We start from the raw sequence: 15335 nt of genomic DNA, 5'->3' as shown, positions 1-15335 counted from the left end.
AATAATCGTCGTTGGAACCACGGCCAAAGCGCCGCGTACTGTGTGGCCATCTTCCCCACAGGCATAAGGTGCATCCGATGGCGCGTTCCCTGACTTCTCTCCCCAAAGCCGATGGCTTCCGTCTGCCCGGCGAATTCGAACCCAAGTCCGGTTGCTGGCTTGGCTGGCCGGAGCGCACCGACGTGTGGCGCAACGGCGCCAAGCCGGCGCAGAAGGTCTGGGTGGATATCGTCACGGCGATTGCCAGCAGCGAGCCGGTTACCGTGTGCGCCTCTGCCAGCCAGTACGCCAATGCCCGTCGCCAGCTACCGGCCCATGTGCGCGTGGTGGAGATGACCTGCAACGACACCTGGTTCCGCGACAGCGGCCCGGCCTTTCTGGTCAATGACGACAGCGGTGAAGTGCGCGGCGTGGACTTCGAGTTCAACGCCTACGGCGGCCTCGATGGCGGCTTGTATTATCCGTGGGACAAGGACGACCAGATCGCGCAGAAGATTCTCGAAATCGAAGGTTTTGATCGCTACCGCGCGCCTTTTATCGCTGAGATGGGCGGTATCCAGACCGATGGCCAGCGCACCCTGCTGACCACCGAGCAGTGCCTCCTCAATCGCAACCGCAACGCGCATCTGGGTAAGGAGGAGATGACTCGCCGACTCAGCGATTACCTCGGTGCCGAACAGGTGATCTGGCTGCCACGCGGCTGCAAGTTCGATGAAACCGACGGCCATATCGACGACCTGGCCTGCTTCGTCCGCCCAGGCGTGGTGGTACAGCAGTGGACCGACGACCGCAGCGACCCGCAGTGGGAAATCTACCAGGAGGCCTACGACATCCTGCGCAGCAGCCGCGACGCCCAGGGCCGCGCGCTGGAAGTACACAAGCTGCCGCAGCCGCGTGTGCTTGAGTGGACGGCTGAAGAAGCCGAGGGCCTGGATCAGGATGAGTCCACCCACACCCGTCAGGCTGGTACGCAGATCTGCGCCTCCTATATCAACTACTACGCCGGCAACTCGGCCATTGTGGTGCCGCTGTTCAACGACCCCTGCGACCGCGTGGCCCAGGCCACCCTGGCCGAGCTATTCCCCAAGCACCGGATTATCGGCATCGAGAACTCCCGTGAAATCCTCCTCGGTGGCGGCAACGTCGCCTGCATCACCATGCCGCAATACGCCGCGCCCAAACGCGCCTAGGAGGCTCTGATGAAACTGCATATCAGTCTGTTAGCTCTTAGCCTGGCCGCGAGCGCCCAGGTGCTCGCGGCCGAAACGCCGAAGCAGGTCAACCTGTATATCTGGGGCGAGTACCTGGCGCCGGACACCTTGAGCAGCTTCGAGGAGAAAACCGGGATCAAGGTGGTGGTGGATCATTTCGACTCATTGGAAACGGTGGAGACCAAGCTGCTCACCGGGCGCAGCGGTTATGACCTGGTGCTGACTGCGGGTCAGCATCTGCAGCGGGCGATCCAGAGCGGCGCGCTGCAGCCGTTAAACAAGGCCGCGCTACCGCACTTCGCCGGGCTGGATAGCGAGTTCACCGGGCATATGGCCGCGTTCGATCCGGGCAACCGTTACGCCGGTCTTTATGTCTGGGGCACCACGGGCTTTGGTTACCAGCAGCAGGCCATCGCCAAGCGTATTGCCGATGCACCGACCGACAGCTGGGCCATGCTGCTCGATCCACAGGTGGTGGCGAAGTTTGCCGAATGCGGAGTGAGCTTTCTCAACGATCCCAATGAGGTGTTTGCCGCCGCGTTCCGCTACCTGGGCCTGGATATCAACAGGCAGAGCCTGGATGACCTGAAGCTGGCCGAAGCCCATCTGGCCAAGGTGCGGCCGTCGATTCGCTACTTCGACAACGACCGCAATATCACCGATCTGGCCAACGGCGATACCTGCCTGGCGATGTCGTGGAACGGCAACGTATCGATCGCCGCCGGCCAGGCGCAGCAGGCGGGTAAGCCTTACAGCCTGCACTACAGCATCCCGCGCGAAGGCACGCTGATCTGGTTCGATGCGATGGTGATTCCCAAAGACGCACCGCACCCCGAAGCCGGATTGGCGCTGATGGATCATCTGATGACGCCAGAGGTGATCGGCGCGATCACTAACAGCATCTACTACGCCAACGCGGTGCCAGCGGCCAATGCCACGGTCGATCCGGCGATTCTCGCTGACCCTGGCACCTATCCACCGGCCGCTGTGCGTGCGCAGCTGTACACCAAAAACGACAACGCCAAGGCGTTCAACCGCGCATTGATCCGCGCCTTTAGCCGGCTCAAATCGGGGTTGTAGCGGCTGGGCTGCGGCCTACTTGAGACCGGGCCCGGACTTGGTGTTGATGCCTTTGGCCTGGCGGTCGTAGAGCACCACATTGACGGTGGCGGCGAGGTTCATGCAGCCCTGGGTCGGGATGTAGATTACGTCCTCACACCAGTCGAGGACTTCCTTGCTCAGCGAGCCGTCTTCAGGTCCGAAGATATAGATGGCGCGGTCGGGGTGGGTGTATTGCGGCAGTGGCCGTGCACCTTCGACCAGCTCCACGGCCACCGGCGTACAGCCTATGGGGATGATCTGCTGCAGGTCTTCCACGCCGATCAGCGGAATATCCATATAGATGCGCTGGGTGTCAGTAATAAAGTCGCGTGCGCGGGCATAGCGTTTGCCGCTGTAGAACACCGAGGCGGCGCTATAGCAGCCGGCTGCGCGCATCACTGAGCCGACGTTTTCCGGGGATTTGGGGTTGAACAGGCCGATGCAGGCGTATCTCTTGTTGGCCACGGTGGCACTCGCACAGAATTTTCGGGAGAGGTTTTGAAGCCGCGCCAAGGGTGCGGGCGACAAAAAAGACGCGAGTATACCTGTATGGCAGCGAGCTGATTTTTTTGGAGGAGCCAGCTTGCTGGCGATGCGATTAAACCTTAGATCGCCAGCAAGGGGGTTCCTAGAGCAATGTGCTACTGCTTTTTCAGCCTTGCAGCCAGGTCGGCGAAGGGGTTGTGAGTCGCTTGAGCAGTCTTCGGTGTACTCAGCGAGCCTTCGCTGAAGTACTGCTGGTCGGTGTAGCGCGAGTGTTCGTTGTCATGGCAGTACAGGCACAGCAGCTCCCAGTTGGAGCCGTCTTGCGGGTTGTTGTCGTGGTTGTGATCGCGGTGGTGCACGGTCAGTTCGCTCAGGCGCTTGCCGGAGAACTCGCGGGCGCAGCGGCCGCAGACGTGCGGGTACATCTTCAGCGCCTTGTCGCGGTAGCCTTCTTCACGCGAGCGCTGGGCATCGGCGAGGATGCGGTCAAGCTTGCCGGTGGCGGAGGGGGATTTGTCGCTGCTCATCTGGATTCTCGTACGCTGGGGCTGTGCGATCAGTCTAGCCTTGCCGGCGGTCAGTGAGAACCGCCCGTGCGGCACTTCTCTGCTGGGGTGCTGCCCAAGAGGATAACTGCCTTGGAGATAGCACCATGCGCCTGACACCCCTATTACTTGTGCTGACCACGCTGGCCAGCACCGCGTTGCTCGCTCAGCAACCGCCGAAAATGCCGAGCACAGCCCCAGCGGCAGGTGCCCCGGGTACCGCCACGCCGCAACCCTATGCGCCGGCGCCGCCGCAGCATTTACCAGCCCCGACCCGTAATAACCCGCCGCTGCTCAAGCAGGCGCCGCCGCCACAATCCAACCAGCCACGCAGCGATCAGGACGTGCCGTTGCTGCAACAGCAGCGCGAACGCAATACCCAGCCGGTGCCGAAACCCGACGAGTGAGCTGCGGGTGGCTAGAGCTGCTGCTCGACCAACTGCCCATCGGCCATGCGCAAGCGCCGGGACATGGCGATGGCAATGGCGCGGATGACCTTGGCAGCGGTCTTGGGGGCTTCGCCGAGCATCTTGTCCAGTGAGTCCTTGGCCAGCATCAGCAGGCTGCAGTCACTTACAGCGATGCAACTGGCCGAGCGGCGTTCACCGTCGAGTACTGCCATCTCGCCAAAGGCGCGGCCCTTGCGCAGCTTGGCCAACTCGATGGTTTCGCCGCTGGAGTTGATCTTGCGCACCGATACCGCGCCCGCATGGATGATGCACATAAAGGTGCCGGGGTCGCCTTCGCGGCAGATGCTCGCGTCCGGAGCGCATTTGCTGATGTTGAAGTAGCCGGCGGCGCTGAGCAGCTCATTGGGCGTGAGGCTGTCGAACAGGCCGCAATCGAGCAGCATGTCGCGTATTTCATCAATCAGTTGGGAGTGGGCGGGCATAGACGGCAGCCTGGACAGACGTGGCGCGAGGTCAGTCGCATAGATTCACCTTAGCCGCCTGCCACTTGGCTCGCCAGCGCCACTCGCGACCTGCTGCCGAGTGGCCTGAACGGGGATCTACGTTTAGAAACTGAAGCGCCGCATCACGCCTTGCAAGCGCCCGGACATGGCTTGCAGGGACTGTATGGCCTGCACAATGCCGCCTTGCGCAGCGGAGTTTTCTTCGACGATCTGTGCCACCCGCTCCACGCTCATGGCCACCTGTTCGCTGGCGGCGCGTTGCTCCTGCAGGGACAGCGAGATCACGCTGACCGCTTGCAGCGATTCATTCAGCGCCTGGCGAATCCCTGTCATCGAACTGCCCGCCTGATCCACCAACTGGGTGCCGATGCTGACCCGTTCGCAGCCGGCAGCCATGCTGTTTTTCGCCTTGTGCATGCCGCTGTGAATGGCATCGACCAAGGCGATGATCTCGGTGGTGGACTGCGCGGTGCGTCCGGCCAGGCTGCGTACTTCATCGGCGACCACGGCAAAGCCGCGGCCTTGCTCACCAGCGCGCGCGGCTTCGATGGCCGCGTTGAGTGCCAGCAGGTTGGTCTGTTCAGCGATGCCACGAATGACGTCAACAATCGCGCTGATATTGCGTGATTGCGCCGCCAGGGTTTCCACATCCTGCGAACTCTCGGCCACCAGCTCGGCGATCTTGTGCATTTCTGCGGTGGCGCGGGCCATCACCTGAATGCCTGCATCGGTCATGTCGCCGGCTTTCTTCGCCATGTCGTAGGTTTGCTGGGCGTTTTCGGCGATGTGGTTGATGCTCACCGCCAGTTGCTCGACGGTGGCGGCCATGGCCGAAGCGGTGTCGCTCTGCACATTGGCGCTGGTCAGCACCTGTTCGGAGGAGGCGGCCAGCTGCAGGGTGGCGCATTCGATCTGCTCGGAGGCTTCGCCGATATTGCCGATCATGTCCTGCAGGCCGCGGCGCATGCTCTGCACGGATTTCATCACGCCAGTCATCACCTGGTTGCCCAAGGTTTTGCCGCCGAGTCGGCCTTCGGCGATGTGCGCGCTGATTTCTTCCAGCTCACCGGGCTCGGCGCCCAACTGCCGGCTCATCAGGCGAATGAAGTAGAACACCTGCGCCAGGCCAACCAGCAGGGCAATCAGCAGCACGCTGATGCTCAGGTTGAGGTTGCGGGCATAGGCGGCTTCGCCGAGCTGGTATTGGTGTTTGGCTTCGAGCAACTGCACGTCGATCAGCTCGGCGAATTTCTCTGACAGCGGGTCGATCAGCGGATAGAGCCGCTGGCTGGCAAAGGCTTCAACGCCGGCTTTATCGCCACGGTTGAGCAAGCTTTGCAGCTCATTCAACGGTTGCTGGGCCTGTTGCATCAGCGGGCTGATTTGCTCGATCAGTTGGCTTTCTTCGCGGATCAGTTCGGTGGCCAGATAGGCCTGCCAGGTTTCTTCGATACGCACCTGGGCTTGTTCGATCAGTTGTTGCGCGGTGTTCTCATCCAGCTCGCCGCTGCGCGCCTTGTGGGTCGCGTCGACGATATTGACGGCGTAGAGATCGGCAATCAGCTTGAGGTCGCGCAGCGGCACCACACGGTCCAGGTAAACCGTTTGCAGCCCTTTGACGGTGGCCTGCAAGCCATACAAGCCAAGGCCGCCGACGCAGAGCAGGCCGAGCAGCAGGCAACCGGAAAGCAGGAATAGGTGGGTTCTGATCTTCCAGTTTTTCATCACAGACCGTCCATGGTGAGCAGGCAGTTGAATGGGTGAGATGGCAGTACGCCAGCGTGCCATTCAGCCTAGCCGAACTTGCAAGTCAGACAGGTTAAATCTGCATGAACGGTCAAGTAATTTTTCGCCCTAAACGTCCGCTGTTTAGCGCGAATTACTCTGAGCTTGCGCCGCTCCGTTAGCCCGCATAAGTGCGGGCGGCAGAGCGGCGGGCTGGGCTCAAACCAGGCCCAGTACCTTGAGGATAAAAGCGTATTCCAGGGCGGCATCCTTGAGGGCCTGATAGCGACCGCTCATGCCGCCGTGGCCGGCGTCCAGCTCGGTTTTCAACAACAACAGGTTGCTGTCGGTTTTCTGCGCGCGCAGCTTGGCCACCCATTTGGCGGCTTCCCAGTACTGCACGCGGCTGTCGTTGTAGCCGGCCACCGCGAGAATCGCCGGGTAGGCCTGCGCCTGCACGTTTTCGTAGGGCGCGTAGCCTTTGATTCGTTCGAATACCTCGGGCTGGTTAGGGTCACCCCATTCGTCGTATTCGGTGACGGTCAGCGGCAGGTCGGGGTTCTGCATGGTGTTGAGCACATCGACAAACGGCACTTCGGCGATTGCAGCGGCGAACAGCTCGGGTCGCTGATTGAGCACTGCGCCCATCAGCAAACCGCCCGCGCTGCCGCCGCTGATGGCCAGCTGTGCCGGGCTGGTGTAGCCCTGTGCGATCAGGTGCTCGGCGCAGGCGATAAAGTCGCTGAACGAGTTCTGCTTGTGTTCCAGTTTGCCGGCGCGGTACCAGGCTTCGCCGAGTTCACCGCCGCCACGAACGTGGGCGATGGCGAAGATAAAGCCGCGCTCTAGCAGGCTCAGGCGCGCATGGGAGAACCAAGGGTCGAGGCTTTCGCCATAAGCGCCGTAGCCATACAGGTAAAGCGGGGCAGAGGTGCCGAGCACTTCGCGCTTGGCCACCAGGCTGATCGGCACCTGGCTGCCATCGGCGGCAGTGGCCCATAGGCGCTGGCTGACATAGTCGTCGGCATCGAATGGTCCGAGTACCGGGGTTTGCTTGAGCACCAGCTGCGCGCCCGTGGCCAGTTCCAGCTGACGCACTTGCGCCGGGCGATTGAGCGCTTCATAGCGCAGGCGAATCGCGGGGCTGTCGAATTCCAGGCTGTCCTGTACATACAGGCTGTAGGCCGCGTCCGGTAGCTGCACGCGGTAGGCCGCTTGTCCCTGTGGCTGCACTTCGATAATCGGCAAGCCGCCTTCACGCAGGCTCAGCACCAGCGCTTGCTGATTAAGGCTAAAGCCTTCCAACATTACCTGCGGATCATGTTCGCGCAGCAATTGCCAGTGACTGCGGCTCGGAGCTGCTTCGCTGGCGCTGAACAGTGCGAAGTTGATGCCGTGCTGGTTGCTGCGGATCAGCCAGCTCCACTCGCCGTTCAGGGCGCCGTGGTCGACGTCATATTCGTGGCCTTCTTCGCGCGGGGCCACGCAGATGAAAGCGACGTGTGGGGTGGCAGCGTCCAGTACCCAGGCTTCGCTGGTGGTTTTGCTGCCCAGTTGCAGAATCAGCTGGCGCTCGGAGCTGCTGCGGTAGCAACTGAGGAAGAAGCGTCCATCCGGCTCGTGGAACACCAGTTCGGCCGCGTCGCTGCCGAGGCGGTGGCGATACAGCTTGTGCGGCCGGTGGGTGTCGTCCAGTTCGCCGAAGAACAGGGTCTGACTGTCATTGGCCCAGGTCATGCTGCCATCGCATTCCTCGAACGGCAGTTCGATCAGGCTGTCGTCGGCCAGCTCTTTAACAAACAGCTGATAGGTTTCCTCACCGCTGGTGTCCAGGCTATAGGCCAGACGCTGATGGTCAGGGCTGATGCTAAAGGCGCCGAGCGAGATAAAACCGCCATCGGCCAGGGCATTGGGGTCGAGCAGCAGCTGCTCGCTGGCCTCATCGACAGTCAGCGAGCCATCGGCGGGTTTGCGGCAGCGGTAATGCCGTGGGTATTCATCGCCCGCCGTGGTGCGCTGGTAATACAGATACGGCCCCCAGGGCGACGGCAGGCTGAGGTCGGTTTCGCGGATGCGCCCCTTGATCTCCTGAAACAATGTTTCGCGCAGTTGCAGTTGCTCGCTGAGTTGCTGTTCCAGGTAGGCATTTTCCGCCTTGAGGTAATCAAGCACCTCAGCGCTGTCGCGGTTTTCCAGCCAGCGATACGGGTCGGCAGCGTTGTCTGCGCGGGCGATGGGGGCGTGTTGCATTAGGTAACTCCGTGGGGTTGGCGGCCGACAGCAGGGGCGCCTAAGCAGGCAAAAGCCGTTATCATAAGCGCCACTTCGCCCGTCGGCTGCTGAAATCTGCGCGCTTATGCGCGTGCGCCGCCCGGTCTTCAATGCCAGAGAATTTGCGTTTTATGACTGAAAACGACTACCTGCTTGCCTGGGGCGCCTATCTGCTGGCGGCTCTTGGTTGCCTGTTGGTGTGGTTTCGCCTGACCAGCTGGATGTGGCGCTACCTGCGTGAGCCATTGCGCGTGCTGGTTGTGGTGCTGCTGTTCAGCCCGACCATCGTCGACCCTGGTAAAGACCAGTTCGCTCCTGCGGTGGCTATTACCGCCATGGACCTGTTGCTGGATGTGGGTAACAACGTCTGGCGCGCGGTGGCGGACCTGAGCATGTACGGCTTGATCATGTTCATCCTCTACCTGCTGTTTGTCGCCGTGCGCTGGCCCGTGGAACGGTGGTGGCAGGCGCGCAAAGGGCCAGCCCCGATTGCCGATGATGAGCCAACCCTGCGCGAGATGATGGCGCGCGATGAGCAGGATTTCGGCGACACTCGTTACGATGCCCGTGGCGATCGCCGCCTGCGAGTAGAACCTCGTCTGTAAGCTGTTGCGGCGTTGTCTGGCGCCGCACCGCTCTTGCGCCAACGCACCTAGCCGTTCAGCATGGCTCGTCGTTGACTAAGGAGGGGCTTATGACGTGTGTATTCTGTGCAATCGCCGCTGAGCAATTGCCTGCCGAGCGTATTTATGAGGACGAGCACTTTATCGTCCTGCTGGATATCTTCCCCCTGCGCCCGGCCCATGTGCTGATTGTTAGTCGCGAACACGCGCCGTTTCTTAAAGACCTTTCCACTGCGGCCAGCGAGCAGCTGCTGCAGCTGGCGCAACGTATGGCTGCAGCCCTACGTGCGGCCGGCTATGGCGAGCAGGGCATCAATTTCTTGATCAACGACGGGCCGACCTCCAATCAGCATGTGCCACACCTGCATCTGCACCTGATTCCACGACGCAGCGGCGATGTGATGCCGTTGCTGTGGCGCGCTCTGACACGTTTTCTGCCGTTGGCGCGCAAACGCATCGAGGCGCGTCTGGCAATTGAAGCGCAGCAGCTGCGCGAGGCGTTACGCAATGTGTGAATTGCTGGGCATGAGCGCCAATGTGCCGACCGATATTGTTTTCAGCTTTACCGGCCTGATGCAGCGCGGCGGGCGAACCGGCCCGCACCGCGATGGCTGGGGCATCGGTTTTTATGAAGGGCGCGGCCTGCGCCTGTTTCAGGACCCGCGTGCCAGCAGCGAATCAGAGGTGGCGCAGCTGGTGCAGCGCTATCCGATCAAGAGCGAAGTGGTCATCGGCCATATCCGCCAGGCCAATGTCGGCCGCGTCTGCCTGGCCAACACCCATCCGTTCGTACGCGAGATGTGGGGGCGTAACTGGTGCTTTGCCCATAACGGTCAGCTCGCCGACTTTGCTCCGCAATTGGATAACTACCGGCCGATTGGCGACACCGACAGCGAAGCGGCCTTCTGTGATTTGCTCAATCGCCTGCGCCAGGCCTTTCCCGAACCGGTGACGGTAGAGCGGTTACTGCCCACTTTGGTCAGCGCCTGCGCCGGCTATCGTCAGCACGGTGTATTCAATTGCCTGCTCAGCGATGGCGATTGGCTGTTCAGTTTTTGCAGCAGCAAGCTGGCGCATATCACCCGGCGCGCGCCGTTTGGCCCGGCGCATCTGAAAGATGCCGATATGCAGGTGGATTTCCAGGCAGAAACCACGCCCAATGACGTGGTCACAGTCCTGGCCACCGAGCCGCTGACCAATAACGAGAGCTGGACGCTGTACCAGCCCGGCGAGTGGCGTTTGTGGCGTGGCGGTGAATGTGTAGCGCAAGGCATAACGGACTGAATTGGGGGAGGGGACATGTTTAGAAGCTATCTGCGGTTGGCCTTGTTTGCCCTGGGGTTGCTGGTTGGTGTGCAGGTGCCGGGGTTTATCGACGACTACAGCAAGCGCGTCGAAGCCCATCGCATCGAGTCGGAGTTGGGGCTCAAGGGCTTTCGCGAAACGGCTCGGCGCTTTTTCAAAGGCGATCTGGTCGCCTTGGTTGGCCATTACCAGGCTAGCGCTGACCCCGTGATGCGCAGCGATGCGCAGAGTCTGGGCACCCTGGTCGAGCGTTCGGCATTCCTTGAGCGCGAATCCAAGGCGATGCAAGGGCCCTGGTACGGCCAGGTCTGGCATCTGGCGACCGCAGCAGACCATGAGTTGATGGAAGAAACCTTCGCCGCCTACCGCTACCAGGTGCTGCTCGCCCCCGAAGCCATCGTCTGGGGCATCGCCTGCGCCATGTTGCTGGCCTGGTTGCTGGAAAGTCTGGCGCTGCTGGTCGGCATGCTGTTTGGTGCGGGCCGCAGTCAGAAAGTGCAGCAGCGGCACTGGCGCTAAGTTGAATCACAACAAGGGCTCGCAAGAGCCCTTGTTGTTTCTGCTGATCCACTTCTTAAGCCTGCTTGCTGCCTTGAACGCAGGCGTCCTCGATAACAGTCGGCTGAATCGGCAAGCTTTTACGCCGCGACACCAGCAACACCCCCGCCAGAACCAGCCCGGCACCTGCCAGCTGGGCGAACGACACCGGCTCCGACAACAGCATCCAGGCGAAGACAATCGTCAGAATCGGCCCCAGTGTGCCAATCAGCACGGTACGCGCCGAGCCGATCAGGCGCAGGGCGGCGGATTGCCAGAAGATCGGCAGCACCGTGGAGAAAATCGCCATCGCCGCGCTGTAGGCATACACCTCCATCGGTTGCTGCAGTGCGGCAAGCGGCTGAGTGGCGAGGAAGTGAACCTGTGTGGCGAAGGTGGACACGATAATCGCCAGTGCAGCAAAGCGAATGGTGCCGAGCCGGTGAATTGCCACCTCGGCCCCGGAGCTATACAGGGCGTAGCACAGCGCAGAACCGAAAACGAAGGCAGCGCCGATCAGCACGGTATGCAGATCCTCCGCCATCTGTAGATCGTGGGCGAACGCCAGGCCGATACCGGCGTAGGTCAGTAGCAGCGCCGCAACCTGGCGCTTCTCTAGGCGCTTGCCCATAAACAACACGCCGATCAGCACGGTCATGGTCGGGTAGATAAACAGAATCAAGCGTTCCAGCGCCGCCGAGATGTACTGCAGGCCAACAAAATCGAGAATGCTGGCGCCGTAGTAACCCAGCAGGCCCAGGGCGATCAGCATGCCCCAGTCTCTGCGAGTCAGCGGCGGCGCAGCGCGGCATAACCACAGCGTGACCCACAGTGCGATAGGCAGGGCAAAACTCATGCGCAGTGCCAGCAATGTGATCGCGTCCACTGGCGCAACGGCATAGGCCAGCTTGACGAAGATCGCCTTGAACGAGAAACCGAAGGCGGCGAGCACCGCCAGTGCGATGCCCAATCGTTCGGCTGACCAGGTTTTCCATGGCATATGTTGAGTGAATCCCTAAAGAGTTGTGCTACGCCGAATGATGCTGGGTATAGAATCGCGATGGAATTGGCTTTTCCATAAGTGATCGTTCGGATCTAACTAACGCTATGCATTACGACCTGATTGATCTCCGTCTGTTTGTTGCGATTGCCGAAGCGAAGAATTTAACCCGCGGTGCCGAGCGCGTGCATTTGGCGGCGTCTTCGGCGAGCCATCGCATGCGCGTGCTGGAGAAGTCGATCGGCACGCCGCTGTTGCTCCGCGAGCCACGTGGCGTCAGCTTGACCCGCGCGGGCGAAGCGTTGCTGCGCCATGCGCGTCAGGTGTTTGCCCAGCTCGAACAGATGCACGCCGACCTTACCCCCTATGCCAAAGGTGTGCGTGGCCATGTCAGCCTGTGGGCCAATACCCACGCTACCCATACCTTTCTGCCCGACAGCCTTTCGAGCTTTTTGCAGCGTCATCCGCAGGTCAGTATCTCGCTGGAGGAGCACACCAGCCCGCAGGTGCTGATGGCGGTGGCACGCGGCGAGGTGGAAGTGGGCGTGGTGGCGGGGACGATTGCGGACGCTGAGGTTGAACTGATCCCATACCGGGCCGACCGGCTGGTGCTGATTGCACCGGCCGATCATCCGCTTGCGGCGAGCGCCAGCAGCCTGTTTGCCCAGGTGCTGGATTACCCCTTTGTGATGTTGCATTCAGGCTCGGCTATTCACACCTTTACCATGAACGCGGCCGCCGCATTGGGACGGCACCTCGAGGTACGGATTCAAGTGCGCAGCTTTGAGGCGGTGTGCCGCATGGTCAGCGCAGGGGTTGGTATCGGCCTGGTGCCGCGCAGTGCGGTAACCGCTGGCGCGCAGCTGGCGGTGATTGAGCTGGAAGAACCCTGGGCGCAGCGTGATTTGAAGGTCTGTGTGCGCAAGCGCGAGTTGTTGTCGGGGTTTGCCGCGGCACTGGTCGATTGCCTGACCGCTAGTAGTACGGCTCCGGAGTAACGCGTTTCCAAAATAACAACGGGCCCTGCTGGGCCCGTTGGTTTTACTTGGAGAGAAACTTCATTCCGTCTTCTAAGCCCTGCAGGGTTAGCGGGTACATCTGGTCTTCTAACAGCTCGCGCATGATGTTGGTCGAGGCTGTGTAGTTCCAGGTGTCCTTGGGGTAGGGGTTAATCCAGATAAGCTTTTTGTACTTCTCCATAAAGCGCTTGATCCAGACGTAACCCGGCTCCTCGTTCCAGTGCTCGACGCTGCCGCCGGCCTGGGTGATCTCGTAAGGCGCCATGGCCGCATCACCGACAAACACCACTTTGTAGTCCGCGCCGTATTTGTGCAGCAGATCCTGGGTGGAGAAGCGCTCGGAGGTGCGGCGCAGGTTGTTCTTCCACACCGACTCATACACGCAGTTATGGAAGTAGAAGTACTCCATATGCTTGAACTCGGTCTTGCAGGCGGAAAACAGCTCTTCGCAGACCTTGACGTGGGCGTCCATCGAGCCGCCGATGTCGAACAGGATCAGCAACTTCACCGCGTTGCGCCGTTCCGGGCGCATCTGGATATTCAGCAGGCCGCCGTCCTTTGCGGTGTGGTCGATGGTACCTCCGAGGTCAAGCTCGTCTTCGGCACCCTGGCGGGCGAACTTGCGCAGGCGGCGCAGGGCCACCTTGATATTGCGCGTACCCAGCTCGACTTGATCGTCGAGGTTCTTGTACTCGCGCTGATCCCAGACCTTGACCGCCTTGCCCTGGCGCTTGCCGGCATCACCGACGCGGATGCCTTCCGGGTTGAAGCCGCCTGAGCCGAACGGGCTGGTGCCGCCGGTGCCGATCCACTTGTTGCCGCCTTCGTGGCGTTCTTTCTGCTCTTCGAGGCGCTTTTTGAACTCCTCGATCAGCTTGTCCAGGCCGCCGAGGGATTCGATCTTGGCGCGTTCCTCATCGGTCAACGAGCGTTCGAACTCCTTGCGCAGCCACTCATCGGGGATCAGTGCCTCGATGTGCTGATTAAGGTTTTCCAGGCCCTTGAAGTAGGCGCCGAACGCGCGGTCGAACTTGTCGAAATGGCGCTCGTCCTTGACCAGGATGGTGCGCGAGAGGAAATAGAACTCGTCCATATCGGCGAACACCACGTTGTGTTTCAACGCGTTGATCAGGTCGAGCAGCTCACGCACCGACACCGGCACCTTGGCGGCGCGCATTTCGTTAAACAGGTTGAGCAGCATGGCTGCGCCCTCGTGAATTCAACTGACTATGGCGCTAGGAGCGCCGCTCCAATGGCAGGCCATCGTTGATGGCGTACCAGTCGGCCTTCGATTCCGGAAAAATATGCTTCTGCGCGATTTCACCCGTTGGCGTATCCAGCGTGCCCAGCGCAACTGAAAGCCAGTTCGGGTAGGGCTGTTCGCTGTACCACTGCAGGGTCGAGCCGCAGTGCTGGCAAAAAGTTCGCGTCACGCCCGGCGAGGACTGGTAGATGCCCAGTGATTCCTCGCCTTGGGTGAAGTGGAAATCCTTGCGCCGCACGTTGCCGTAAGTGGCGAATGCCGCGCCGTGGGCTTTGCGGCACATCGAACAATGGCAATGAGTCGCCGACTCGATAGGCGCATCGATGCGGTATTTCACTGCAGCGCAAAGGCAACTGCCGCTGTGCATGGATTCGCCTCCCGGTCGGCAGCCGAGTCTTAGCGACTGGCGCGGCGGCTCATAAAGGCCAGGCGCTCAAGCAGCTGCACATCCTGCTCGTTCTTCACCAGGGCACCGGCCAGTGGCGGGATGGCCTTGGTTGGGTCGCGTTCGCGCAGCACCGCTTCGCCGATATTGTCGGCCATCAGCAATTTCAGCCAGTCGACCAGTTCGCTGGTGGATGGCTTCTTCTTCAGGCCCGGCACCTTGCGCACATCGAAGAACACGTCGAGCGCTTCAGCGACCAGGTCTTTCTTGATGTTGGGGTAGTGCACATCGACGATTTTCTGCAGGGTCGCGCGATCCGGGAAGGCGATGTAGTGGAAGAAGCAGCGGCGCAGGAAGGCGTCCGGCAGTTCTTTTTCGTTGTTCGAGGTGATGATGATGATCGGGCGTTTTTTTGCTTTGATCGTCTCGTTGGTCTCGTAAACGTAGAACTCCATCTTGTCGAGTTCTTGCAGCAGGTCGTTAGGGAACTCGATGTCGGCCTTGTCGATTTCATCGATCAGCAGAATCACCCGCTCTTCGGCCTCGAAGGCCTCCCACAGCTTGCCTTTCTTGATGTAGTTGCGCACGTCGTGGACTTTGTCCGAATCCAGCTGCGAGTCGCGCAGGCGGCTCACCGCGTCGTACTCGTACAGGCCCTGGTGGGCCTTGGTGGTGGATTTGATGTGCCAGGTGATCAGGCGCGCGCCAAAGGATTCGGCCAGTTGTTCGGCCAGCATGGTTTTACCGGTACCCGGCTCACCCTTGACCAGCAGCGGGCGCTCCAGGGTGATGGCGGCATTCACCGCGAGCTTGAGGTCGTCGGTGGCGACGTAGGACTGGGTGCCTTCGAACTTCATCGGTAAATCCTCGAACGGTAACGCGCAGGGCCATACCCGCGGGTTCAGTATTTGAAAAACAGACTATAACGCGCGGCCCCGGTGACTGTGAAC

At 61.0% G+C, this 15335-nt stretch carries 17 protein-coding genes and 1 pseudogene; 8 read left to right on the top strand and 10 right to left on the bottom strand.

The features are described from left to right. Positions 1 to 77 precede the first annotated feature (77 nt). Positions 78 to 1190 carry an agmatine deiminase gene (gene aguA / locus ACQ4LH_RS04545; protein WP_430696112.1) on the top strand — a complete coding sequence of 371 codons (1113 nt, stop codon included), beginning with the start codon at positions 78 to 80 and terminating at the stop codon, positions 1188 to 1190. 9 nt (positions 1191 to 1199) lie between these two features. Continuing rightward, on the top strand, positions 1200 to 2291 hold the full coding sequence (locus ACQ4LH_RS04540; protein ID WP_430696111.1) for an extracellular solute-binding protein: 1092 nt from the start codon (positions 1200 to 1202) through the stop codon (positions 2289 to 2291). 15 nt (positions 2292 to 2306) lie between these two features. On the opposite strand, the gene ACQ4LH_RS04535 is transcribed toward ACQ4LH_RS04540, so the two are convergent. Next, positions 2307 to 2777 carry an RNA methyltransferase gene (locus ACQ4LH_RS04535; RefSeq protein ID WP_430696110.1) on the bottom strand — a complete coding sequence of 157 codons (471 nt, stop codon included), beginning with the start codon at positions 2775 to 2777 and terminating at the stop codon, positions 2307 to 2309. A gap of 176 nt (positions 2778 to 2953) precedes the next feature. Next, a complete protein-coding gene (locus ACQ4LH_RS04530; protein WP_430696109.1) occupies positions 2954 to 3325 on the bottom strand; it encodes a YajD family HNH nuclease in 372 nt (123 codons plus the stop codon). A gap of 125 nt (positions 3326 to 3450) precedes the next feature. Between ACQ4LH_RS04530 and ACQ4LH_RS04525 the strand changes: the two genes are divergently transcribed. After that, complete coding sequence (locus tag ACQ4LH_RS04525) at positions 3451 to 3750, top strand: hypothetical protein (RefSeq protein ID WP_430696108.1); 300 nt, start codon at positions 3451 to 3453, stop codon at positions 3748 to 3750. 11 nt (positions 3751 to 3761) lie between these two features. On the opposite strand, the gene ACQ4LH_RS04520 is transcribed toward ACQ4LH_RS04525, so the two are convergent. The 4 genes and pseudogenes from ACQ4LH_RS04520 to ACQ4LH_RS04505 form a co-directional block, all read right to left on the bottom strand. After that, positions 3762 to 4235 carry a Crp/Fnr family transcriptional regulator gene (locus ACQ4LH_RS04520; protein ID WP_430696107.1) on the bottom strand — a complete coding sequence of 158 codons (474 nt, stop codon included), beginning with the start codon at positions 4233 to 4235 and terminating at the stop codon, positions 3762 to 3764. 123 nt (positions 4236 to 4358) lie between these two features. Beyond that, positions 4359 to 4946, bottom strand: a complete 588-nt coding sequence (locus tag ACQ4LH_RS04515; protein WP_430696147.1) for a methyl-accepting chemotaxis protein — start codon at positions 4944 to 4946, stop codon at positions 4359 to 4361. Positions 4947 to 5453: 507 nt separating this feature from the next. Next, a pseudogene (locus ACQ4LH_RS04510) lies at positions 5454 to 5981 on the bottom strand (Tar ligand binding domain-containing protein); the annotation flags it as partial. A gap of 219 nt (positions 5982 to 6200) precedes the next feature. Next, on the bottom strand, positions 6201 to 8231 hold the full coding sequence (locus tag ACQ4LH_RS04505; RefSeq protein WP_430696106.1) for a S9 family peptidase: 2031 nt from the start codon (positions 8229 to 8231) through the stop codon (positions 6201 to 6203). A 152-nt stretch (positions 8232 to 8383) separates the two neighbouring features. Here ACQ4LH_RS04505 and ACQ4LH_RS04500 point away from each other — a divergent pair, with 152 nt between their 5' ends. The 4 genes from ACQ4LH_RS04500 to ACQ4LH_RS04485 all read left to right on the top strand — a co-directional run bounded on the left by ACQ4LH_RS04500 (position 8384) and on the right by ACQ4LH_RS04485 (position 10699). After that, positions 8384 to 8857, top strand: a complete 474-nt coding sequence (locus tag ACQ4LH_RS04500; protein WP_430696105.1) for an MFS transporter — start codon at positions 8384 to 8386, stop codon at positions 8855 to 8857. An 89-nt stretch (positions 8858 to 8946) separates the two neighbouring features. Further along, a complete protein-coding gene (locus tag ACQ4LH_RS04495) occupies positions 8947 to 9390 on the top strand; it encodes an HIT family protein (protein WP_167144784.1) in 444 nt (147 codons plus the stop codon). After that, on the top strand, positions 9383 to 10159 hold the full coding sequence (locus ACQ4LH_RS04490) for a class II glutamine amidotransferase (RefSeq protein ID WP_430696104.1): 777 nt from the start codon (positions 9383 to 9385) through the stop codon (positions 10157 to 10159). Before ACQ4LH_RS04495 ends, ACQ4LH_RS04490 begins: the two co-directional genes overlap by 8 nt. Positions 10160 to 10174: 15 nt before the next feature. Next, a complete protein-coding gene (locus ACQ4LH_RS04485) occupies positions 10175 to 10699 on the top strand; it encodes a DUF2937 family protein (RefSeq protein ID WP_430696103.1) in 525 nt (174 codons plus the stop codon). 55 nt (positions 10700 to 10754) lie between these two features. Here ACQ4LH_RS04485 and ACQ4LH_RS04480 read toward each other — a convergent pair whose 3' ends face one another. Then, entirely contained in the window at positions 10755 to 11717 is a 963-nt protein-coding gene (locus ACQ4LH_RS04480; protein WP_430696102.1) for a DMT family transporter, read from the bottom strand. 107 nt (positions 11718 to 11824) lie between these two features. On the opposite strand from ACQ4LH_RS04480, the gene ACQ4LH_RS04475 reads away from it, so the two are divergent. Beyond that, positions 11825 to 12715, top strand: a complete 891-nt coding sequence (locus tag ACQ4LH_RS04475) for a LysR substrate-binding domain-containing protein (RefSeq protein ID WP_430696101.1) — start codon at positions 11825 to 11827, stop codon at positions 12713 to 12715. Positions 12716 to 12758: 43 nt separating this feature from the next. On the opposite strand, the gene ACQ4LH_RS04470 is transcribed toward ACQ4LH_RS04475, so the two are convergent. From ACQ4LH_RS04470 to ACQ4LH_RS04460, 3 genes are read right to left on the bottom strand one after another with little or no spacing between them, the layout of a single operon-like run. Then, positions 12759 to 13937: a vWA domain-containing protein gene (locus ACQ4LH_RS04470; RefSeq protein WP_339410791.1), complete on the bottom strand. Its 1179-nt coding sequence runs from the start codon at positions 13935 to 13937 to the stop codon at positions 12759 to 12761. Between the two features lie 34 nt (positions 13938 to 13971). After that, on the bottom strand, positions 13972 to 14367 hold the full coding sequence (locus ACQ4LH_RS04465) for a GFA family protein (RefSeq protein WP_430696100.1): 396 nt from the start codon (positions 14365 to 14367) through the stop codon (positions 13972 to 13974). Positions 14368 to 14396: 29 nt separating this feature from the next. Continuing rightward, positions 14397 to 15242, bottom strand: coding sequence for an AAA family ATPase (locus ACQ4LH_RS04460; RefSeq protein WP_305593005.1), 846 nt, complete (start codon positions 15240 to 15242; stop codon positions 14397 to 14399). Positions 15243 to 15335 lie beyond the last annotated feature (93 nt).

It is taken from the genome of Pseudomonas peli, assembly GCF_050563605.1.
Taxonomy (GTDB): domain Bacteria; phylum Pseudomonadota; class Gammaproteobacteria; order Pseudomonadales; family Pseudomonadaceae; genus Aquipseudomonas; species Aquipseudomonas peli_A.
The sequence above is the reverse complement of the archived record's forward strand: the minus strand, read 5'-3'. Positions and strand labels throughout refer to the sequence as shown.